Here is a 19,808-nt window from a genome sequence, read left to right on the forward strand (position 1 = left end):
AGCGACCGGGCGGCGGAGGCGATAACGTGGACCTCGTTGCCGGCAAAGCGTGGGTCGTCGGGCTTCGGCGCGTCGGCTTGCGGCGACTTCAGGTAACGCAGGGCGGCTTCGGGCAGGGTGAGGTTCCACGTCTCGATCACTGCCAGCGCGTCCTGCCGCGTCGCCGGGTCGGGGACGGTGGGACCGGAGGAAACGAGGGCGGGGTTGTCGCCCGGAATGTCGGAGACGATCAGCGAGACCACGCGCGCGGGGTGCGCGGCGGCGGCGAGCCGTCCGCCCTTGATGGCGGAAAGGTGCTTGCGCACCGTGTTCATGGCGGAAATGGGCGCACCCGAGGCGAGAAGCGCTTCGTTGACGGCGATCTCGTCGTCGAGTGTCAGACCGGGCGGCGGGGCGGGCAGAAGGGCCGAGCCGCCACCGCAGACGAGCGCCACCACGAGATCGTCCTCCGTCAGTCCTTCCATGCACTGCAGCAGGCGGCGCGCGCCTTCGCGGCCGGCGGCATCCGGCACCGGGTGGGCGGCCTCGACAACCTCGATCCGTGTCGTCGGCGCTCCATAGCCGTAGCGGGTCACCACCATTCCCTCGAGCGGCCCGTCCCAGGCCTCCTCGAATGCCTGCGCCATCTGGGCGGCACCCTTGCCGGCGCCGACGACGATGGTCCGTCCCCTGGGGCGGGCAGGCAGGTGCGCGCGGATGGTCTTCTTGGGATCAGCGGCCGCGACTGCCGCGCGGAAGAGGCTTTCGAAGAAGGGTTTGGGGTCGATCGTCATTCGAGAGCATTCCTCCTCGGGCATGGTTCCGTCGACCGCTGGTGGGGTGTCGGTGTTCAGGCATGGATCCTCGGGTCAAGCCCGAGGATGACGACGGCAAAGATGGAGCCGCCACTCACGAAGATAAGCGATTGGCGCGAACCTCGGAATCTCGTCATCCTTGGGCTTGACCCGAGGATCCATGCCGTGACGTCTCGACAAGAGCGGTCACGGTCACAAGCTCTGGTAGCCGGAATTTCGTCGACTCTGCAAGGGCGCCAGGCGGGTTCAAAGCCCGCCCTTGACCGCCTCCCCCGCCACATAGGTCTCCAGCACGGCACGGTCGTCGCCAAGCGTCTGCAGTACGAAAAGCTCCTCGGCGAGCGTCTCGGCACGCTCCATGCGCAGGCGCATGGCCGGCGTGGCGCATGCGTTTAGGACCACGAGATCGGCGTCGGTTCCAGGCTCCAGCGTGCCGATGCGGCTTTCCAGCGAAAGGGCCTCGGCGTTGCCGCGGGTGATCTGCCAGAAGGAGGCGAGCGGATTGAGCTTCTCGCCGTGATAGGCGACGACCTTGTAGCCTTCGTCCATGGTGCGCAGCATGGAATAGTTCGTGCCCCCGCCCACATCCGTCGCCGCGGCGATGCGCAGCGGTTTGGCGCGGCGGCGATAGCGCTTGTAGTCGAACAGGCCCGAACCCAGGAAGAGGTTCGAGGTAGGGCAGAAGACGGCCACCGAGCCCGAGTCCGACAGCACGTCGGCCTCGCGTTCCGACAGGTGGACGCAGTGACCGAAGAGGCTTTTCGGGCCGGTGAGGCCGTAATGCTCGTAGATACCGGTATAGTCCCGTGCGTCCGGGTAAAGCTCGCAAGAGAGCGCGATCTCGGCGTGGTTTTCCGAGAGATGCGTCTGCACGTGCAGGTCGGGATGCTCCTCGACCAGCGCCTGCACCACTTCCATCTGTTCGGGCGTGGAGGTGATGGCGAATCGCGGCGTGATCGCGTAGTGGAGCCGTCCCCTGCCGTGCCACTGTTCGATGAGCCGCTTGGTGTCGTCATAGCTCGATCGGGGCGTGTCCGTGAGCGCGCGGGGCGCGCCACGGTCCATCATCACCTTGCCGGCGACCATGCACATGCCGCGCCTTTCCGCCTCGGCGAAACAGGCTGCAGCCGATTGCGGGTGCACCGTGCAATAGACGGCGGCTGTCGTGGTGCCGTGGCGGACGAGTTCGTCCAGGAAAGAGGCGGCGATGCGGGCGGCGTGCACCTGGTCGTGGAATTCGGTTTCCGCTGGGAAGGTGTAGGTGTTGAGCCAGTCGAGAAGCTCGGCGCCGAAGCTGGCGATCACCTGCGCCTGCGGGAAATGGGCATGCGCGTCGATGAAGCCGGGCAGGAGGAGATGCGGGCGGTGATCGACGATCTCGGCCGTCCCGGCGGCTGCCTTCACCTCGGCAAAGGCGCCGGCGGCGCGGATGGTGCCCCCCTCGACCAACACCGCGCCGTCCTCCTCGAAACGGTAGGAGGCGCCATCGTTGGCAGCCTGCGGTTCCGCCAGGAAGGTCAGCAGCCGCCCGCGGATGAGTTTCACCGTCATGACGTCCACCTCATCGCGCTTCTTCGAACCAGGTAACGAGCAGCCGGCGCTCTTCCTCCGTCATTGCGGAAACGTTGCCCGGCGGCATGGCGTGGCTGCGACCCGCCTGAAGATAGATTTCGCGCGCATGCGCGGCAATCGCGGCATCCGTGTCGAGCACGACATCCTTCGGCGCCGCGCGCACGCCCGCGAACCCGGGTTCGGCCGCATGGCACATGGCGCAGCGGCCCATCACCGTGTCGCGCACGGCGGGAAAATGGGTCGAGGCCAGGAAACGCTCTTCCTCCGCCGAGACCTGGCGTTCGCCGGTCAGCACCGACGGGACGGTGGACAGCCACATGATGATGACGAAGAGGATGGCCGACAACGCCCAGGTCCAGTGCGGATTGCCCTTCCGCGCGTGCACGGTGTTGAAATAGTGGCGGATCAGCACGCCGATGATGAAGATGAGCGCGGCGATCACCCAGTTGAACTTTGTGCCGAAAGCCAGGGGATAGTGGTTCGACAACATCAGGAAGACCACCGGCAGGGTGAGATAGTTGTTGTGCAGCGAGCGCTGCTTCGCCTGGGCACCCAGCTTCGGTTCCGGGTCGCGCCCGGCCTTGAGTTCCGCCACGACGATCTTCTGATTGGGAATGATGACGAGAAAGACGTTCGCCGTCATGATCGTGGCCGTGAAGGCGCCGAGATGCAGAAACGCGGCGCGGCCGGTGAAAAGCTGGGTGTAGCCCCAGCTCATCGCTACGAGGATGGCGTAGAGCACAAGCATGAGGGCCGTGTCGTTCTTGCCGAGCCGGGACTTGCAAAGCGTGTCGTAAAGCAGCCAGCCGAGGCCGATCGAGGCAAGTGAGATCAGGATGGCGACCGGCGCGGAAACGTCGAGCACGTTGCGGTCGATCAGATAAAGGTCGGCGCCGGCATAGTAGATGATCGCCAGAAGGGCGAAACCGGACAGCCACGTGGCGTAGGATTCCCATTTGAACCAGGTCAGGTGCTCCGGCAATTGCGGCGGCGCCACCAGATATTTCTGGATATTATAGAAACCGCCGCCATGCACCTGCCATTCCTCGCCGTGCACGCCCTCCGGCAGGCCGGGACGCCTGGTGAGGCCGAGGTCCAGGGCGATGAAATAAAAGGACGAGCCGATCCAGGCGATGGCGGTGACCACGTGCAGCCAACGCACTGCAAAGCCGAGCCAGTCCCACATTATGGCGAAATCGTCCACGCCCTGCTCCTTTTTCGATCTTCAATCGCCGAGCTTACGGTTTTCGATATAAACAAAAAGAGAGGCACGGCACGATGACTTTCAAAATTTTCTGGAAAATCGTCGCGCTAAATGCATGCTGAGGGGTATGGCCTATTTCGACAACATCTCGGTGTTCGTGCGCGTGGTGGAACTCGGCAGCCTTTCGGCCGCAGGGCGGGATCTGCGCATTTCGCCGGCGGTGGCGTCGAACCGGGTCAAGGAACTGGAGAAATATCTGGGCGTGCGGCTCTTGAACCGCACGACGCGGCAATTGACGCCGACCGAGCACGGGCGTGCCTTCTATGAAGGGGCCAAGAAGGTGCTGGAGGCGGTGGAGGAGGCCGAAGCCTCCGTTGCTGCACTCTCCGGCCAGCCGCGCGGCACCATCCGCGTCACGGCACCGCTGGGGCTGGGAAAGCGGCTGATCGCCAGCGGCATCCCGGAGTTTCGCGACCGCTATCCGCATATCGAGGTGCGGCTCAGGCTTTCGGACCGCGCGGTGGACCTGATGCACGAGGGCATCGATGTCGCCTTCAAGCTGGGCGTTCTGGAGGATTCCAGCCTGCGCATGCGCGGCATCATGGATTGCGAGCGGGTTCTGGCGGCCTCGCCGGCTTATCTCGAACGACGTGGCGAGCCCGCGCGGCCGGAAGAGCTCGTCGAAGACGGGCACGATTGCCTTATGCTGCGCTTTCCCGGCACGCACGAGTATTTCTGGACCCTGCAGACGGACGAAGGGCCGAGGAAGTTCGAGGTGCACGGACCCTTCGATACCGATGATGGCGACGTGATTACCGGCTGGGCGCTCGCCGGCCACGGCATCATCAACAAGCCGCGTTTCGAGATCGAGCCGTTCATTCGCGACAGGCGGCTCAGGGTCATCCTTCCAGAGACACCGCCGGCGGCTGTGAAGCTCGCCGCCATCTATCCGCACAAGAAGCTGCAGGATCCCAAGGTGCGGCTCCTGGTCGATTTCATGGCCGAGCGCTGCCAGCGTCTCATCAGGGAGATACTTGCAGGGCGGTAAGCCCGCCCGCGCGCCGATGACAGCGTGCGTCGCCGGTAGCCCCTGGGCCTCGGCCTATCCGTGCGCTTGCGGCAATGGCATTGTTTTTCGTTTGCCGGCCATATTCAGCTCACAATTTACCCGATAGTTCGCGTTCGTTTACAGCGAAGTATTTGAGGAAGTATACGTATGATGAAATACATTTTTGCCGCGACTATTTTCTCCTGCGCTTTTGGCTTCGCCGCGGCCAATGCGGCTGAGACGGCCGCGCAGCCGAGCGAGGCTGCCTCGAAGCCGGCGGAGCAGACAAAGCTCGGCGTGCTGTCCTGCGTGGTGGATGGGGGCATTGGCCTGCTCATCGGTTCGAGCAAGGGCGTGAATTGCGAATTCACCCATTCCGACGGTACCGTTGAGCGGTATACCGGCACGATGGGCAAGCTCGGCCTCGACATCGGCATCACCGAGAAGTCGTACCTAAAGTGGGTCGTGCTCACACCCATCGGCAATGAAGTCGGCGAGCATGCACTCGCGGGTGACTATGTGGGCGTCTCGGCCGGCGGGTCGATCGGCCTCGGCCTCGGCGCCAACGCTCTGATCGGCGGCTCCAGCAAGAAGATCGGACTGCAGCCCTTCAGCGCCGAAGGCACCAAGGGCCTCAACGTGGCGATCGGAGCCAGCAAGCTGTCCCTCAAGCCGGCCGGCTGACACGTCCTGTGCCTTCGTAGCTAGCGGGATTGGCGGGGTGCGCGGTTTCCGCGTGCCCTGCTGTCCGCCATCAGGGGGTGTCGGCCGCACATTTGCGAGGTTCCTCGTAAACGAGGCCGCTGCAGCCGTTTCCATGCACTTTCCGAGGTCGCGTCGTCGCCCATGTGCGTAAACGCGTTTGCTTTCATTGCATATTGTACGAACGGAGTACTTTCTTGCTTAAACATCATTTTGTTTGCAGAGGGATTGCCCTGGGTATTGCCTTCTGCGCTGGCGGCTTTCCCGCCCTCGCTCAGGAGGACGAGCGTCACTTCTGGTCCGGCGACTGGTCTCTTACGGTGGGTGCCACGGGGCTGGCGGGACCGCGTTTCGAGGGCTCGGGCAGCCGCGTGTTTCGGGCGGCGCCGCTGATTTCCTTCGGCCGCCAGGGCAACACGGCCCGGTTCACCTCGCGCAACGACAACCCCTCGTTCGCCATCATCGACACGACCAGATTCAGAACCGGTGTCACCGGCAAGCTGCTGTTCGGGCGCGACGAGGATACGTCGGACGACCTGAAGGGGCTGGATCCCGTGAAATGGGGCGCCGAGGCGGGCGCGTTCGCCGAGGTCTATCCCCTCGAGTGGATGCGCGTGCGCGCGGAGGTGCGGCATGGCATTCGTTCTCACGACGGCGTCGTGGGTGATCTGTCCGCGGACGCCTTCGCGGACGTGACGCCGGTCATTCGCGTTTCCGCGGGACCGCGACTCTCCTTTGCCAGCGCCGGATATTTCGACGCCTACTACGGCGTCGATGCCGAGGAGGCGGCTGCTTCTGATCTTGCCGAATACCACCCTGGCAGCGGCATTAAGTCCGTCGGTTTCGGCGGCGCGATCACCTGGAAGACCACGGACCAGATCACGACGAGCCTGTTTGCCGAGTACGAGCGGTTGAAGGGCCCTGCCGCTGACTCCAGCCTCGTGCGCGAGCGCGGCTCGGCCGACCAACTGACCATCGGCCTTTCAGCGACATACCGTTTCGACTTCACGCTGCCCTGAGGCTCGGCGTCCTCCGCCGGCCCCTCAGGTCGCGCGTGTGAGTGCGGCGATCACCTCAGCGGCAGCCACCGCGGCGATGACGGCGGGGCGTTTGTCCCGCACCGTCTCGCCGCCGATCGGGGTGACAAGCCGGGCCAGGCGTCGCTCGTCGCCGCCATTCTTCAGATACCAGCTTTTGAACGTCGCCTTTTTCGTCTTCGAGCCGATCATGCCGACATAGGCCGCGTCCTCGCGCGCCAGGGCCTCGGAAACGATCAGGAAATCGAGCGCATGGTCGTGGGTGAGCACGATGAAGGCGGCGCCCGCCGGCGCCTCGCGGACAGCCTCCTCCGGCACCGCCGTCAGGCGCGTTTCCACCTCCTGCGGGATGCCTTCGAGGACGTCGGCCCGCGTCTCGAGGAGAACGGTTCGAACCGGAAGAAGCGCAAGCGCCGCCGCCAGCGCCCGGCCGACATGGCCGCCGCCGAAGAGATAGACATGCGGCCTTGCTGCATCCTCGATCTCTGCGCGGCGCGCCAGCTCGGCGCGATCTTCAGGCTCGGCGATGCGGATGGCGAGCCCCACGCGGCCGCCGCAGCACTGGCCGATTTCGGGGCCGAGCGGGATATCGAGAGCGCCGGTGGCGATGTTCTTCTCGATCAGCTCGCGCGCTCGGGCGATGGCCAGAAACTCGAGCTGCCCGCCGCCAATCGTGCCGAGGATGGCGTCGGGGGACACAAGCATCCACGCGCCTTTCTCGCGCGGGGTGGAACCCTTGGCCTCGGTCACCTCGACGAGGGCAACCGTGGGCGCCGTATCCAGGAAGGCGGCAAGGCTTTTGGCGAGCGCCGTCATGGCCGATTGCCGTCGGTTTGCCCACCAGCCCGGATCAGGCGGGCGTGCAGGAGCGAACGCATGTCAAATCGCTGCGCCAAGCCAAACAACCTACTTCCCCGTGTCCGCCTTCAGCCGTTCCACGGCCATCAGCACGCGCTCGGGCGTGGCGGGCGTGTCGAGGCGCGGGCAGATCTTGTGGTTGGCCACACTCGCCACCGCATCGGAGAGCGCATGCAGCACCGACATGGCGAGCATGAAGGGCGGCTCGCCGACGGCCTTGGAGCGGTGAACCGTGGGCTCGGCGTTTTCGGCCCAGTCGGCCAATGTCACGTTGAAGACCTTCGGCCGGTCGGAGGCGAGCGGGATCTTGTAGGTGGAGGGGGCGTGCGTCCTCAGCCGGCCCTTCTCATCCCAGACCAGTTCCTCCGTCGTCAGCCAGCCCATCCCCTGGATGAAGCCACCCTCGATCTGGCCGATGTCGATGGCGCGGTTCAGCGATTTGCCGGTCTCGTGCAGGATATCCACCTGCTCGATCATGTATTCGCCGGTCAGCGTGTCGATCGAGACCTCCGCGCAGGCCGCGCCATAGGCGAAATAATAGAAGGGGTGGCCCTGGCCCTTGTCGCGATCCCAGTGGATCTTCGGGGTCTTGTAGAAGCCGGCCGCCGAGAGTTGGATGCGGGCCATGTAGGCCTGGCGGACGAGATCGGGGAAGGGGATTTCCTGGTTGCCCACCCGCACACGGCCCGGCAGGAAGGCGATCTGCTCCTTCGACACGCCATGGCGTTCGGCTGCGAAATCGGTCAGGCGGTCCTTGATCTGGCGCGCGGCGTTCTGCGCGGCCATGCCGTTCAGGTCGGAGCCGGAGGAAGCGGCGGTGGCCGATGTGTTGGGCACCTTGCCGGTGGTGGTGGCGGTGATCTTCACCTGGTCGATGTCGATCTGGAATTCCTCCGCGACGACCTGCGCCACCTTCGTGTAGAGGCCCTGGCCCATCTCCGTGCCGCCATGGTTCAGGTGCACGGAGCCGTCGGTATAGACGTGGACCAGCGCGCCGGCCTGGTTGTAGTGGGTGGCGGTGAAGGAGATGCCGAACTTGACCGGCGTGAGCGCGATGCCGCGCTTGATGATCGCGCTTTTGGCGTTGAATTCATTAATCGCCTGCCGCCGGGCGGCGTAGTTCGCGCTCTCCTCCAGTTCGCTCACAACGCGGTGGACGACGTTGTCCTCGACCGTCTGGTGGTAGGGCGTGACGTTGCGGTCGACCTCACCGTAGAAATTCTTCTTGCGTATCTCCAGCGGATCCTTGCCGAGGGCGAAGGCGACTTCCTCGATGATGCGCTCCGCCCCCACCATGCCCTGCGGTCCGCCGAAGCCGCGGAAGGCGGTGTTGGAGACCGTGTTGGTGTAGAGCGGCGCGGAAACGGCGCGCACGGCGGGATAGTAATAGGTGTTGTCGCAATGAAACAGCGCGCGGTCCGTCACCGGGCCGGAGAGGTCGGCGGAAAAGCCGCAGCGAGCGGCATAGGTGAAGTCAGCCCCGAGGATCGTACCGTCCTCGTCGAAGCCCACCTCATAGTCGATCAGGAAGTCGTGCCGCTTGCCGGTCGCAGTCATGTCGTCGTCGCGGTCCGGGCGCAGTTTGACCGCACGGCCAGTGCGCTTGGCGGCGATGGCGGCGACGACCGCGAACAGGTTCGCCTGGGTCTCCTTGCCGCCGAAACCGCCGCCGACGCGGCGAACCTCGATGGCGACGGCGTGGGAGGAGATGCCCAGCGCATGGGCCACCATGTGCTGCACCTCGCTCGGGTGCTGCGTGGAGGAATGGACCGTCACGTCCATGTCCTCGCCCGGCACGGCAAACGCGATCTGCCCTTCGAGGTAGAAATGGTCCTGGCCGCCGACGCGCATGCGCCCCTTGATGCGGCGCGGGGCCGCGGCGATCGCCTTTTCCGCATCGCCCCGGACGAGGGCCAGCGGCTTGGTGACGAGCCGGGCGTTCTTCGGGTCCGCCTCGGCGATGTCGATCAGCGCCGGCTGCTCGTCATATTCGATCTTCGCCAGCCGACGGGCGCGGCGCGCGGCCTCGCGCGTTTCGGCGATCACGGCAAAGACGGGCTGGCCGAGGAAGTGGACCTCGTGATCCGCCAGGATCGGCTCGTCATGGAGCCCGGGGGGACTGATGTCGTTTTCGCCCGGCACGTCGCGGGCGGTCAGCACCGCCACGACGCCCGGCGCCTTCTCGACCTCGGAGAGGTCCATCTTCCGGATGGTGCCGTGCGCAACGGCAGACAGTCCCAGATAGGCATGCAGCGTGCCGGCGGGTTCGGCCATATCGTCGATGTAGACGGCCTCGCCGGTCACGTGCTTGTGAGCGGAGTCGTGCCGGCGGTCGGTGCCGACGCCGCCGGAGATTGTCGTCTTCGTGAGATCGAGCGCTTCGTGTCTGGTCATGCGGCGATCTCCTTATGATCGCGCGCCACCTCCAGCGGGCCGGGATCGCCCGACGTTTCCAGGAAGAATCGGCGCAGGAGGTTCTTCGCCGCCATCATGCGGTACTCGGCGGAGGCGCGCATGTCGCTGATGGGGGTGAAGTCCTGTTCAAGCGCGATGACGGCCCGCTCGACGGTTTCGCGCGTCCATTCGTTTCCGACGAGGGCTGCCTCGGCCGCCGCGGCGCGTTTCGGTGTCGGCGCCATGCCGCCATAGGCGAGGCGGGCCGAGGCGACCGTTCCATCGCTTGCGCGTTTCATGGCGAAGGCGCCGAGCGCGGCGGTGATGTCCTCGTCGCGCCGCTTGGAGATCTTCCACACCGCAAAATGCGTATTGGGATCGGGCAGCGGGACGTGCACCGCCTCGACGAATTCGCAGGGCTGCCTGTCCTGCTGGCCATAGCCGATGAAGAAGTCCTCGAGCGGGATGGTGCGCCGTCTGTCTCCCTTGCGCAGCGTCAGCGTGGCGCCGAGGGCGATCAGCGGCGGCGGCGTGTCGCCGATCGGCGAACCGTTGGCGATGTTGCCGCCGATCGTGCCCATATTGCGCACCTGATCGCCGCCGATGCGGTCGATCAGGCGGCCGAAAGCCGGTATGTGCGTCGCCAGAAGGGGAAACGCCTCGGAATAGCTCACCCCGGCACCGATCGATAGCGTGCCGTCCTTCTCCGAGATGGTGTGAAGAGCCTCCAGCCCGCCGATGAAGACGACCGGCGCGATGTCGCGCATGAACTTCGTCACCCACAGGCCGACATCGGTGCTGCCGGCCACCACGGTGGCTTCCGGTTCTGCTTCGAGCACATGCGCCAGGTCGTCGACGCTCGCCGGAATGACAAGGCGCTCGCGCCCTTGTCCGATCTCCACGCGGGCGCCGTCGCGCAGCGCCTTCAGCTCTGCCGTCACGGCCTCGCGCTCGGCCGCCAGCGGGTCCGTATCCACCCCGCCGTAGGACGAGATGGCGCATGCGGCGCGCACGATCGGCGCGTAGCCGGTGCAGCGGCAGAGGTTGCCCTGAAGCGCCTTTTCGATGGCCGCCTCGGACGGGTTCGGCACGCGCATCCACAGCGCGTAGAGCGACATCACGAAGCCCGGCGTGCAGAAGCCGCACTGGGATCCGTGAAAGTCGACCAGCGCCTGCTGGACGGGGTGGAGGCTGCCGTCGGGGCGCTTCAGGTGCTCCACCGTGACCACGTGGCAGCCGTCGAGCGAGCCCAGGAAGCGGATGCAGGCGTTCACGCCCTCATAGACGAGCGTGTCGCCGGAAAGCCGGCCGACCAGCACCGTGCAGGCCCCGCAATCGCCTTCCGCACAGCCCTCCTTGGTGCCGATGAGGCGACGCTCTATCCGCAGGAAATCGAGCAGCGTGCGCTCGGGCGGCACGTCGGTGAGCGTCACCTTGCGGCCGTTGAGCAGGAAACGGATTTCGTGGCGGATGGCAGTCATGATGAACCAATGCCCCCCTCTGTCGGCTCGGGCATTTCTCCCGTACCTGCATCGTCATCCCGGCCAAGTGAGCGGAATTCCCGCGAGCCGGGATCCATTCCGTGACTCGTGCATGTTCCGGAATGGATCCCGGACAGCCGCGCTATCGCCGCGGCTTCCGGGAGGACGTGCGTCTTATGAAGCGCAGACCTGAACATGTCTTTCTCAACTCCCCCGATAAGTGGAGTAGCCGTAGGGCGAAACCAACAGCGGCACATGATAGTGCGCGCGCTCGGCCATGCCGAAGCGGATGGGCACCCGGTCGAGGAAGGCGGGTGCGGGGATCGCCACGTGGTTGGCGCGCAGATAATTGCCCACCTGGAAAATCAGTTCGTACTCACCGAGCGCGAAGTCCCTGCCTTCCATCAGCGGCGCGTCGCAGCGTCCGTCGGTGTTGGTCCGGACGGTCTTGAGGTGCGTGCGGTTCTCGCCTTCGAGCCGGTAAAGCGCGATTTCCATCCCTGCGGCGGGCCGCCCCTGGGCCGTATCCAGCACGTGCGTCGTCAGCCGGCCGGTGCCTTGGTCGCTCATGGCAAGCTCCCTTCGGTTCCATATTATCCCGAACGGATTGTGCGGCAAATCGGCGAGCGGCATAAGGGGGCCTGCGCCACAAAGGGGGCAGAAAGACTTTCAAATATTTCGATGAATTAATCATGCCGGCCTTCGGTTATCGTTGAGGAACCTGATAGATGGAGGGATACGCGAAAGTGACGCGCTACTGTCGGAACATGCGTGGCTACGGGCCCAATCCCCCCGACCCGCAGTGGCCGGGCGGCGCCCGCGTGGCGGTGCAGTTCGTCGTCAACTACGAAGAGGGCGGCGAAAACTGCATTCTCCATGGAGACGAGGCCTCCGAGGCTTTCCTCTCGGAGATCGTCGGGGCCGCGGCCTGGCCCGCCATGCGCCACTGGAACATGGAATCAATTTACGAGTACGGTGCGCGGGCCGGCTTCTGGCGGCTTCACCGCCTGTTCACGCAGGCGCAAGTGCCGGTGACGGTTTTCGGTGTGGCAAGCGCGCTGGCGCGCGCCCCGGAGCAGGTTGCGGCCATGCAGGAGGCCGGCTGGGAGATCGCCAGCCACGGGCTCAAATGGATCGACTATCGCGCGCATGCGCAGAAGGACGAGCGGCGCGACCTCGATGAGGCGGTGCGCCTGCACACGGAAGTGGTCGGCGAGGCACCGACGGGGCTCTATCTCGGGCGTACATCGGTCAACTCGGTGAAACTCGCGATCGAGCAGGGCGGCTTCGCGTGGCTTTCCGATACCTATGACGACGACCTGCCCTACTGGCTCGATCATGACGGGCATGGCAAACCGATGCGACCGCAGCTCGTCATCCCCTATACGCTGGATGCCAACGACATGCGCTTCGCCACTGCGCAGGGCTTCAATTCCGGCGATCAGTTCTTCGCCTATCTGAAGGACGCCTTCGACACGCTCTATGAAGAAGGAAGGGCGGGCCGGCCGGCGATGATGAGCGTCGGGCTGCACTGCCGGCTCGTCGGCAGGCCGGGCCGGGTGGCGGCCCTCAAGCGCTTCATCGACTACGTGAAAGGCCACGAGAAGGTCTGGCTGCCGAGGCGCATCGACATTGCCCGGCACTGGATGGAGCATCACCCCTATCGGGCGCCCGATCTCGTGCCCAGCCGCATGGACGAGGCGGCGTTCGTGGAGCGCTTCGGCGGCATTTTCGAGCATTCAGCCTGGATCGCCGAGCGGGCGTTCCGCCTGGAGCTGGGGCCGGCGCACGACAGCGCCGCCGGCCTGCACAACGCGCTTTCGCGCGCCTTCCGCTCGGCGAGCGGGGAGGAGCGGCTGGGCGTTCTGAAGGCGCATCCGGATCTTGCCGGCAAGCTCGAGGGGGCGAGACGGCTGACGCCGGAATCCACCCGTGAGCAGGCCTCGGCCGGCCTCGACGCGCTGACGGACGAGGAGCGCGCGCGCTTCACCGATCTCAACACGCGCTATGTGCAGAAGTTTGGCTTTCCCTTCATCATCGCCGTCAAGGACCATACGAAGAACGGCATTCTGAAGGCCTTCGAGACCCGGATCGAAAACAGCCGCGAGGAAGAGTTCGCCACGGCCTGCGCCGAGGTCGAGCGGATCGCTTATCTGCGGCTCAAGGACATGCTGCCATCATGAGCGGATACTACTACGCGCCCACCGGCGGTCATCCGCCGCAGACGGACCTGCTCACCGGCCGGGCGGTCTTCACCGAGGCCTACGCCGTCATCCCCAGGGGCGTCATGCGGGACATCGTGACGAGTTGCCTGCCTTTCTGGGAAAAGACGCGGCTCTGGATCCTCGCCCGCCCGCTTTCCGGATTTGCCGAGACCTTCTCCCAATACATCATGGAGGTGCAGCCGGGCGGCGGTAGCGAAAGGCCGGAGTCCGAGCCCCAAGCCGAGGCCGTTCTGTTCGTGCTGGAGGGCGAATTGACCGTCCGTCTCGACGGACAGGTGCACCGGATGGAGCCCGGCGGCTACGCTTTCCTGCCGCCCGGAAGCGGCTGGACGGTTCGCAATGAAGGCACGGCGCCCGTGCGTTTTCACTGGATCCGCAAGGCCTATGAGGCGGTCGACGGCGTGCCCTTGCCGCAGGCCTTCTTCACCAATGAACGGGACATCGCCCCCACACCCATGCCGGATACCGAAGGCAAGTGGGCGACCACCCGCTTCGTCGATCCCGAGGACATGCGGCACGACATGCATGTGACGATCGTCACCTTCCAGCCGGGGGCGGCGATTCCCTTTGCCGAGACCCATGTCATGGAGCACGGGCTCTATGTGCTGGAAGGCAAGGCGGTCTACCGGCTCAACAAGGATTGGGTGGAGGTGGAGGCCGGCGACTTCATGTGGCTCAGGGCCTTCTGCCCGCAGGCCTGCTATGCCGGCGGGCCGGGGAAGTTCCGCTACCTGCTCTACAAGGACGTGAACCGCCATGCGGCCCTCAGGCCGCTCTGGCGGGGCGGGGCACGATGAAGACGGTCACGGCGACACCGCTGACGCGCGAAGCTTTCGCTCCCTTCGGTGACGTGATCGAGACCGCGGGGGCGGAGAGCTTCCTGATCAACGGCGGCAAGTGCCGCCGTTTCCATGATCTCGCCCGGGTCGAGGCGGCTGGCGCGGATGCGCGAGTGCTCATCAACATCTTCCGGGCCGAGCCCTATCCCATGCCGCTCCGGCTCGAGATGGTGGAGCGGCATCCCTTGGGCAGCCAGGCTTTTATCCCGCTAGCACCGCGGCCTTACCTCGTGGTCGTCTGCCCGGACGAGGCGGGCAGGCCCGGCGCGCCGCAGGCTTTCGTGTCGCATCCCGGCCAGGGCGTGAACTACGCGCGTGGGATTTGGCACGCCGTGTTGACGCCGATCGGCGAGACCCAGGATTTTCTAGTCGTCGACCGAGGCGGCGAGGGACGGAACCTGGAAGAGCATTTCTTCGATGATCCTTTTGAAATCCATCTGCCGGATATGCCATGAAGCACGACGCAGCCTTCATCGACCGCCTGCTGGACGTGATCGAGCAGCATATCGTGCCGCGGACCCGCACCGGCGTGCGGGCCGGCAACAAGCTGTTCGGTGCCGCGATCCTGAAGAAAGCCGATCTCTCGCTGGTGGTGGCGGAGACCAACAACGAACAGGAAAACCCCCTCTGGCACGGCGAGGTGCACACGCTGAAGCGCTTCTACGAACTGCCTCGGGACGACAGGCCGGCCACCAGGGACTGCGTCTTTCTCTCGACCCATGAGCCCTGCTCGCTCTGCCTTTCCGCCATCACCTGGGCGGGTTTCGACAATTTCTACTACCTCTTCAGCCACGAGGACTCGCGCGATTCCTTCGCCATTCCGCACGACCTCAACATCCTGAAGGAAGTTTTCCGCCTCGATCCGGGCGGCTACAGGGCCGAAAATGCCTACTGGACGAGCCATGCCATCCGCAAGCTGGTCGGCGCGCTGCCGGCGGAGGACAGGGGCAGGCTCGAGGCGCGTCTCACGCGGCTATCGGAAATCTATGCGGACCTGTCAAAGACGTATCAGCAAGACAAAGCGGAAAACGATATTCCGCTGAGTTGAGCGATCGGTCCGGCCGCGTCGTCAGAGTTGCACCCGGCCGAACTCACCCGTTTTCCGCGCAAGGCGCTGGTTGGCGCTAAGGCGGCCCAGCCCGTTGCGGACGGGCAGGCGCTTGCGGTCTGCCCGCGCGCTTTCCGGCGGGCAGATAAGGCCATCGTCGACGAGGAAGTCGATCTGCCCCCGGGGAAGATTATCATCGACCGGACGGATGTGGGCGCCGATGCCGCGGCCCGGCTCTCCGTGCCGACACGGTGGGACCCTGTCATACCGCGCCTGAACGAAGTCGAGAATCTTGCACCGTTGCGGATTCGGGGAGGGGCCTTTCATGCCGCGCTCCTGGAGATCTTCGAATCCGTATCCCCTTCGAGGGCCTCGCGCATTCTGCGCGCAAGCCGGGCCTGCAGGCGTTCGTGCAGGACCTTTTCCCAGGAATCGTCCGCACCCGCCGGACGGGGCATTGCCAGCAGGGTGTCAATGATCGACGCCGTATCGTCGTCCTTCGCCAAAAGGGCGTCGATCTCAGCTTCCAGATTCTTCTCGACCGTCATCGTACGCCTCCGACTCATGACGTGAATCTTGCCGTTCAATCCTGACTGGATGAAGGCGTCGCGATGAAGATTTGACGACACCTTATAGACAAATAGCGCCTTGCCCAGACAAGTGAAAACCGCTCGCTCGCGGGGACCTCGAAGATCACGCGCAAGCGGGTGGAGCCGGCCGGAAACGCAGCAGGTGGCGTGGGGTTCCCAAAATGCGTCCGGGCGGCCATCAGGGCTGGTCTCAACTAAAGCGTGTCGCGATTAATCGGCCCCGTATCCTGCTGCCTGGAAGAAGTTTCGGCATTGGATTGGGTCGAAGAGATCGCAGATGTCTCCGAGTGCTTGGCAGAGGGCCTCGAAACTTCTCACCGCCTTCTTACGCAGGAGGGCCTTGAGTTTTGAGAAAGCCATCTCGATCCGGATTGAGATCGGGCGAATATGGCGGCAGGAAGAGCATCCATGCGCCGCGATTGCGGACCAGTTCGGCCGCCCGCTCGCTCTTGTGGAAGCCGACATTGTCGAGGATGACGACATCGTGGGGCTCCAGTTCGGGAGCCAGTTGGGTCTCCACCCAGGTCTCGAAGCGGCGGGCGTTCATCGGTGCATCGACGATCCATGGTGCGATCATGCCGTGGCAGCGCAGGCCGGCGATGAAGGTCTGCGTCTTCCATTGGCCGAAGGGGGCGTGTGTCTTGTAGCGCTCGCCTCTCGGCGACCAGCCGGTGCGCTTGGTCAGCTTGGTGTTGGTCGACGTCTCGTCGATGAAGACCAGGCGCGGCAAGGCCTTGGCGAAGAAGCGCTTGCGCCGCGTACTCCAAAGCGCGCGCGCCTCACGGATGTCGGCCCGCTCCTGTTCGCTGGCCTGCAGAGTTTTTTATGGCTGAGCCCGAGGCGATGCAGCAGGCGGGCGACATTGGAACGATGAACGCTCACCCCGCGCGCCTCCAGCTCGGCGCACAGCTCGTCCAGTGTCAGTTCCCCTGCCTCAGCCATCCGCTGGCGCACAAAGGCGGCATGCGGGGCCAGCTTGCCACCGCCCGGCGCATGGCCCTGGCGGCGAGGCTCAAGCGATCCCGTTTCTCGCCTGAGCTTCATCAGCTCGTTCACGAAACGGGGCGAGACACGGAAATGCCGTGCGGCCTCCGGGTGGCCGTGCCCCTCGTCGACATACCCAGCAACACGCTCACGCAACGCCATCGGTAGCGGCTTGCCCATCGCAGTTCTCCTTCAAACCGCAATGAATCACGACAGAGCCTCAAGGGGAATCCTGAATCACGTCAAACGCGACACGCTTTAGACGTAGCGGTTGACGATGTTTTCGAGCTTCTCCTGCCGGCCGGAGCGTGGCTGGGGGTTGACGTTGTCGCGCGCAACGCGCTCGGCGATCTCCTCGAGCGAGCGTTCGCCCCTGAGCATCGCCTGGGCCTCCGCATCCTGCCAACCGGCATAACGCTCCTTGAGCGGTGCGGAGAGCGCCTTGTCCTCGATCATCTTCGCGGCGGCCTTGAGACCGCGGGCGCAGACATCCATGCCGCCGATATGGGCGGCGATCAGGTCTTCCGGATCGATCGACTGGCGCCGCAGCTTGGCATCGAAATTGGTGCCGCCCGTCGTGAAGCCGCCGGCCTTGAGCACGTAGTAGTAGGCGAGGGCGGCTTCGGGCACGTTGTTGGGAAACTGGTCGGTGTCCCAGCCGGACTGGTAGTCGTTGCGGTTCATGTCGATTGAGCCGAGGATCCCGAGCGCGGAGGCGAGCGCCAGTTCGTGCTCGAAGGAATGGCCGGCGAGGATCGCGTGACCCTGCTCGATGTTCACCTTGACCTCGTTCTCCAACCCGTGGCGCTTCAGGAAACCGTAGACGGTAGCCACGTCGTAATCGTACTGGTGCTTGGTAGGCTCCTGCGGCTTGGGTTCGACGAGGATTGTGCCCTCGAAGCCAATCTTGTGCTTGTAGTCGACGACCATGTTCAGGAAGCGGCCGAGTTGGTCCAGCTCCCGTCCCATATCGGTGTTGAGCAGGGTCTCGTAGCCCTCGCGACCGCCCCACAGCACGTAATTCCGGCCGCCAAGGCGCTTTGTCACGTCCATGCAGGCCTTCACCGTGGCGGCGGCATAGGCGAAGACGTCCGGATCCGGATTGGTGGCCGCGCCGGCCATATAGCGGCGGTTGGAGAAAAGATTGGCCGTTCCCCAGAGCAGCTTCGGACCGCCGCTTTCCATCTTGGCGGCGAAATAGTCGGCGATCTCGTTCAGCCGCGCCACGCTTTCCGCATAGGTGTCGCCCTCAGGGCGTACGTCATGATCGTGGAAGGTGAAGAAGGGCGTGCCCAGGATCTCGAACATCTCGAAGGCGACGTCGGCCTTCAGGCGCGCCTTGTCCATCGTGTCGCCGAACCACGGCCGCTCGAAGGTCTGCCCGCCGAAGGGATCGTTGCCCGGCCAGACGAAATTGTGCCAGTAGCAGACGGCGAAGCGCAGGTGGTCCTCCATGCGCTTGCCCAGCACCACCTCGTCCGGATTGTAGTGGCGGAAGGCGAGCGGATTGTCCGAATCCGGTCCCTCATAGGTGGCCGGCTTGATGTCGCCGAAAAATCCAGTGCTCATGTCGAGGCTCCTCGTATCGCGGGATAAAGCGCGCAGTAGCGGCGGTAGGCGTCTTCATAGGCGGCGGACAAGCCCGTTTCCGGCTCGATGGTGGTCGAGACCTCGGGCGGCGTGCAGACGGTGCGCGGGTCCGCCCCCTCGGCGGCGATCAGGCCCAGGCGAGCGGCGCCGAAGGCGGCGCCGAAATCGCCCTCCGCGGGCAGGTCGACCGGTAGGCCGAGCGCGGTGGCGATCGCCTTCAACCAGTAGGATGAACGCGAGCCGCCGCCGATGGCAGTCACGCGCGGAAGCTCCGTGCCGGCCTGTCTCAACGCTTCGAGATTGTCGCGGAAGGCGAAAGCCACGCCCTCCAGCACCGCCTGTGTGAGGGCCGGCCGATCGCTCTGGTGGGCAAGGCCCACGAAGCTGCCGCGGATCGCAGCATCGTTGTGCGGCGTGCGCTCGCCGGAAAGATAGGGCAGGAAGGTGACGCCCGTCGGTGCCCTCAGCGTGTCGCCGAGTGCGGCCGTCAGTTCGCCGGGTTTGCTGCCGGTGATGCCGGCCAGCCAATTGAGCGAATCGGTCGCAGAGAGAATTACCCCCATCTGGTGCCAGGTATCGGGCAGGGCGTGGCAGAAGGTGTGCACGGCACTTTCCGGATTGGGCAGATAGGCACCGTTGGCGGCGAAGAGCACGCCGGACGTGCCGAGCGAGGCGAAGGCCGTCCCCGGGCGGACGGTGCCCGCGCCGCAGGCCGAGGCCGCATTGTCTCCGGCACCGCCGGCGACGGTCACGTCCTCTCCCATACCCCAGCGCCCGGCCAGCTCCGCGCGCAGGGTGCCGGAGCGCTCGGTACCTTCGACGAGGCCGGGCATATGGCTTTCGTCGAGATCGGTGGCGGCCAGTAGCGCCGGCGACCAGCGGCGCTGTCGTACATCCAGCCAGGCGGTACCGGCGGCGTCGGACATTTCCGAGACGTGCTCGCCCGTCAGCCACAGCCGCAGATAATCCTTGGGCAGGAGCACCTTATTCGTGGCGGCGAAAATCTCCGGCTCGTTGCGCTTCACCCAGACGAGCTTCGGCGCCGTGAAGCCGGGAAACACGATGTTGCCCGTGATGTCGCGGAAGCGCGGGTCGGCATCGAGGGCGGCCGCCTCCGCGTGGCTGCGCGTGTCGTTCCACAGGATTGAGGGCCTGAGCGGCTTGTCGGAGGCGTCGAGCAGCGTCGCGCCGTGCATCTGGCCCGAAAGGCCGATGCCCCTGACCGCCGCCAGCGCCTCGCCGTGGCTCTTTATCAACGCCGCAAGCGCGGCCTCCGTCGCCTCGATCCAGTCCGCCGGGTCCTGCTCGGACCAGCCCGCGTGGGGCCTGGAGACGTCCAGAGGGGCATTGGCGGAGGCGACAATTTCCTGCGCTTCGTCGATCAGAAGCGCCTTCACACCCGACGTGCCGAGGTCGAGGCCAAGATACATGATTTCCTCCCG

General features: G+C 65.2%; 21 protein-coding genes. 8 read left to right on the top strand and 13 right to left on the bottom strand.

All coding sequences use genetic code 11. The annotated features are described in order from the left end of the window. The 3 genes from ACFP9U_RS10200 to ACFP9U_RS10210 all read right to left on the bottom strand — a co-directional run. Positions 1-773 (bottom strand): glycerate kinase type-2 family protein (locus ACFP9U_RS10200; protein ID WP_378621091.1); only part of this gene is annotated, 773 nt, incomplete at its 3' end. A gap of 267 nt (positions 774-1,040) precedes the next feature. Beyond that, on the bottom strand, positions 1,041-2,345 hold the full coding sequence (gene guaD, locus ACFP9U_RS10205) for a guanine deaminase (RefSeq protein ID WP_378621093.1): 1,305 nt from the start codon (positions 2,343-2,345) through the stop codon (positions 1,041-1,043). Between the two features lie 10 nt (positions 2,346-2,355). Next, complete coding sequence (locus ACFP9U_RS10210; RefSeq protein ID WP_378621095.1) at positions 2,356-3,570, bottom strand: urate hydroxylase PuuD; 1,215 nt, start codon at positions 3,568-3,570, stop codon at positions 2,356-2,358. Positions 3,571-3,697: 127 nt separating this feature from the next. Here ACFP9U_RS10210 and ACFP9U_RS10215 point away from each other — a divergent pair, with 127 nt between their 5' ends. From ACFP9U_RS10215 to ACFP9U_RS10225, 3 genes are all read left to right on the top strand, one after another. After that, complete coding sequence (locus ACFP9U_RS10215) at positions 3,698-4,618, top strand: LysR family transcriptional regulator (protein WP_378621144.1); 921 nt, start codon at positions 3,698-3,700, stop codon at positions 4,616-4,618. A gap of 168 nt (positions 4,619-4,786) precedes the next feature. Then, positions 4,787-5,302 carry a DUF992 domain-containing protein gene (locus tag ACFP9U_RS10220; RefSeq protein WP_378621096.1) on the top strand — a complete coding sequence of 172 codons (516 nt, stop codon included), beginning with the start codon at positions 4,787-4,789 and terminating at the stop codon, positions 5,300-5,302. A gap of 215 nt (positions 5,303-5,517) precedes the next feature. Continuing rightward, on the top strand, positions 5,518-6,339 hold the full coding sequence (locus ACFP9U_RS10225; protein ID WP_378621098.1) for a MipA/OmpV family protein: 822 nt from the start codon (positions 5,518-5,520) through the stop codon (positions 6,337-6,339). 24 nt (positions 6,340-6,363) lie between these two features. Here the strand turns inward: ACFP9U_RS10225 and xdhC are convergent, their stop codons facing one another. The 4 genes from xdhC to uraH form a co-directional block, all read right to left on the bottom strand. Then, positions 6,364-7,173: a xanthine dehydrogenase accessory protein XdhC gene (gene xdhC, locus ACFP9U_RS10230; protein WP_378621099.1), complete on the bottom strand. Its 810-nt coding sequence runs from the start codon at positions 7,171-7,173 to the stop codon at positions 6,364-6,366. 90 nt (positions 7,174-7,263) lie between these two features. Further along, the gene (gene xdhB, locus ACFP9U_RS10235; protein WP_378621102.1) at positions 7,264-9,609 is read right to left on the bottom strand and encodes a xanthine dehydrogenase molybdopterin binding subunit; all 2,346 of its coding nucleotides are present in this window, start codon (positions 9,607-9,609) and stop codon (positions 7,264-7,266) included. Then, complete coding sequence (xdhA, locus tag ACFP9U_RS10240) at positions 9,606-11,090, bottom strand: xanthine dehydrogenase small subunit (protein ID WP_378621103.1); 1,485 nt, start codon at positions 11,088-11,090, stop codon at positions 9,606-9,608. Before xdhA ends, xdhB begins: the two co-directional genes overlap by 4 nt. Positions 11,091-11,294: 204 nt before the next feature. Continuing rightward, positions 11,295-11,660, bottom strand: coding sequence for a hydroxyisourate hydrolase (uraH, locus tag ACFP9U_RS10245; protein ID WP_322449530.1), 366 nt, complete (start codon positions 11,658-11,660; stop codon positions 11,295-11,297). A gap of 158 nt (positions 11,661-11,818) precedes the next feature. On the opposite strand from uraH, the gene puuE reads away from it, so the two are divergent. From puuE to ACFP9U_RS10265, 4 genes are read left to right on the top strand one after another with little or no spacing between them, the layout of a single operon-like run. After that, positions 11,819-13,273 carry an allantoinase PuuE gene (gene puuE, locus ACFP9U_RS10250; protein WP_378621106.1) on the top strand — a complete coding sequence of 485 codons (1,455 nt, stop codon included), beginning with the start codon at positions 11,819-11,821 and terminating at the stop codon, positions 13,271-13,273. Then, complete coding sequence (locus tag ACFP9U_RS10255) at positions 13,270-14,112, top strand: bifunctional allantoicase/(S)-ureidoglycine aminohydrolase (RefSeq protein WP_378621109.1); 843 nt, start codon at positions 13,270-13,272, stop codon at positions 14,110-14,112. Before puuE ends, ACFP9U_RS10255 begins: the two co-directional genes overlap by 4 nt. Next, positions 14,109-14,609 carry an ureidoglycolate lyase gene (locus tag ACFP9U_RS10260; RefSeq protein ID WP_378621111.1) on the top strand — a complete coding sequence of 167 codons (501 nt, stop codon included), beginning with the start codon at positions 14,109-14,111 and terminating at the stop codon, positions 14,607-14,609. The genes ACFP9U_RS10255 and ACFP9U_RS10260 overlap by 4 nt, the downstream gene beginning before the upstream one ends. Then, a complete protein-coding gene (locus ACFP9U_RS10265) occupies positions 14,606-15,202 on the top strand; it encodes a nucleoside deaminase (RefSeq protein WP_378621112.1) in 597 nt (198 codons plus the stop codon). Before ACFP9U_RS10260 ends, ACFP9U_RS10265 begins: the two co-directional genes overlap by 4 nt. A gap of 21 nt (positions 15,203-15,223) precedes the next feature. On the opposite strand, the gene ACFP9U_RS10270 is transcribed toward ACFP9U_RS10265, so the two are convergent. The 4 genes from ACFP9U_RS10270 to ACFP9U_RS10285 form a co-directional block, all read right to left on the bottom strand. After that, positions 15,224-15,529, bottom strand: coding sequence for a hypothetical protein (locus ACFP9U_RS10270; protein WP_378621114.1), 306 nt, complete (start codon positions 15,527-15,529; stop codon positions 15,224-15,226). After that, on the bottom strand, positions 15,526-15,750 hold the full coding sequence (locus ACFP9U_RS10275) for a hypothetical protein (RefSeq protein WP_378621116.1): 225 nt from the start codon (positions 15,748-15,750) through the stop codon (positions 15,526-15,528). Before ACFP9U_RS10275 ends, ACFP9U_RS10270 begins: the two co-directional genes overlap by 4 nt. Positions 15,751-16,117: 367 nt before the next feature. Beyond that, positions 16,118-16,522, bottom strand: a complete 405-nt coding sequence (locus ACFP9U_RS10280) for a transposase (protein ID WP_378621118.1) — start codon at positions 16,520-16,522, stop codon at positions 16,118-16,120. Then, positions 16,474-16,734, bottom strand: a complete 261-nt coding sequence (locus ACFP9U_RS10285) for a winged helix-turn-helix domain-containing protein (RefSeq protein WP_378621146.1) — start codon at positions 16,732-16,734, stop codon at positions 16,474-16,476. The genes ACFP9U_RS10280 and ACFP9U_RS10285 overlap by 49 nt, the downstream gene beginning before the upstream one ends. Between ACFP9U_RS10285 and ACFP9U_RS10290 the strand changes: the two genes are divergently transcribed. After that, a complete protein-coding gene (locus tag ACFP9U_RS10290) occupies positions 16,618-16,944 on the top strand; it encodes a hypothetical protein (RefSeq protein WP_378621150.1) in 327 nt (108 codons plus the stop codon). The genes ACFP9U_RS10285 and ACFP9U_RS10290 overlap by 117 nt on opposite strands. A gap of 90 nt (positions 16,945-17,034) precedes the next feature. On the opposite strand, the gene xylA is transcribed toward ACFP9U_RS10290, so the two are convergent. Then, positions 17,035-18,345 (bottom strand): xylose isomerase, encoded by a 1,311-nt coding sequence (gene xylA / locus ACFP9U_RS10295; protein ID WP_378621121.1) that lies wholly within the window; start codon positions 18,343-18,345, stop codon positions 17,035-17,037. Further along, positions 18,342-19,796, bottom strand: a complete 1,455-nt coding sequence (xylB, locus tag ACFP9U_RS10300; protein WP_378621123.1) for a xylulokinase — start codon at positions 19,794-19,796, stop codon at positions 18,342-18,344. The genes xylA and xylB overlap by 4 nt, the downstream gene beginning before the upstream one ends. Positions 19,797-19,808 lie beyond the last annotated feature (12 nt).

Origin of the sequence: Nitratireductor sp. GCM10026969 (assembly GCF_042660605.1) — a bacterium.
GTDB lineage: Bacteria > Pseudomonadota > Alphaproteobacteria > Rhizobiales > Rhizobiaceae > Chelativorans.

What these genes read in the sequence shown, in the direction of transcription:
- guaD (WP_378621093.1), bottom strand. Translation starts at nt 2,345, where the DNA reads ATGACGGTGAAACTCATCCGCGGGCGGCTGCTGACCTTCCTGGCGGAA.
- ACFP9U_RS10215 (WP_378621144.1), top strand. Translation starts at nt 3,698, where the DNA reads ATGGCCTATTTCGACAACATCTCGGTGTTCGTGCGCGTGGTGGAACTC.
- ACFP9U_RS10220 (WP_378621096.1), top strand. Translation starts at nt 4,787, where the DNA reads ATGATGAAATACATTTTTGCCGCGACTATTTTCTCCTGCGCTTTTGGC.
- xdhC (WP_378621099.1), bottom strand. Translation starts at nt 7,173, where the DNA reads ATGACGGCGCTCGCCAAAAGCCTTGCCGCCTTCCTGGATACGGCGCCC.
- xdhB (WP_378621102.1), bottom strand. Translation starts at nt 9,609, where the DNA reads ATGACCAGACACGAAGCGCTCGATCTCACGAAGACGACAATCTCCGGC.
- xdhA (WP_378621103.1), bottom strand. Translation starts at nt 11,090, where the DNA reads ATGACTGCCATCCGCCACGAAATCCGTTTCCTGCTCAACGGCCGCAAG.
- uraH (WP_322449530.1), bottom strand. Translation starts at nt 11,660, where the DNA reads ATGAGCGACCAAGGCACCGGCCGGCTGACGACGCACGTGCTGGATACG.
- puuE (WP_378621106.1), top strand. Translation starts at nt 11,819, where the DNA reads ATGGAGGGATACGCGAAAGTGACGCGCTACTGTCGGAACATGCGTGGC.
- ACFP9U_RS10255 (WP_378621109.1), top strand. Translation starts at nt 13,270, where the DNA reads ATGAGCGGATACTACTACGCGCCCACCGGCGGTCATCCGCCGCAGACG.
- ACFP9U_RS10260 (WP_378621111.1), top strand. Translation starts at nt 14,109, where the DNA reads ATGAAGACGGTCACGGCGACACCGCTGACGCGCGAAGCTTTCGCTCCC.
- ACFP9U_RS10265 (WP_378621112.1), top strand. Translation starts at nt 14,606, where the DNA reads ATGAAGCACGACGCAGCCTTCATCGACCGCCTGCTGGACGTGATCGAG.
- ACFP9U_RS10270 (WP_378621114.1), bottom strand. Translation starts at nt 15,529, where the DNA reads ATGAAAGGCCCCTCCCCGAATCCGCAACGGTGCAAGATTCTCGACTTC.
- ACFP9U_RS10275 (WP_378621116.1), bottom strand. Translation starts at nt 15,750, where the DNA reads ATGACGGTCGAGAAGAATCTGGAAGCTGAGATCGACGCCCTTTTGGCG.
- ACFP9U_RS10290 (WP_378621150.1), top strand. Translation starts at nt 16,618, where the DNA reads ATGGCTGAGCCCGAGGCGATGCAGCAGGCGGGCGACATTGGAACGATG.
- ACFP9U_RS10285 (WP_378621146.1), bottom strand. Translation starts at nt 16,734, where the DNA reads ATGGCTGAGGCAGGGGAACTGACACTGGACGAGCTGTGCGCCGAGCTG.
- xylA (WP_378621121.1), bottom strand. Translation starts at nt 18,345, where the DNA reads ATGAGCACTGGATTTTTCGGCGACATCAAGCCGGCCACCTATGAGGGA.
- xylB (WP_378621123.1), bottom strand. Translation starts at nt 19,796, where the DNA reads ATGTATCTTGGCCTCGACCTCGGCACGTCGGGTGTGAAGGCGCTTCTG.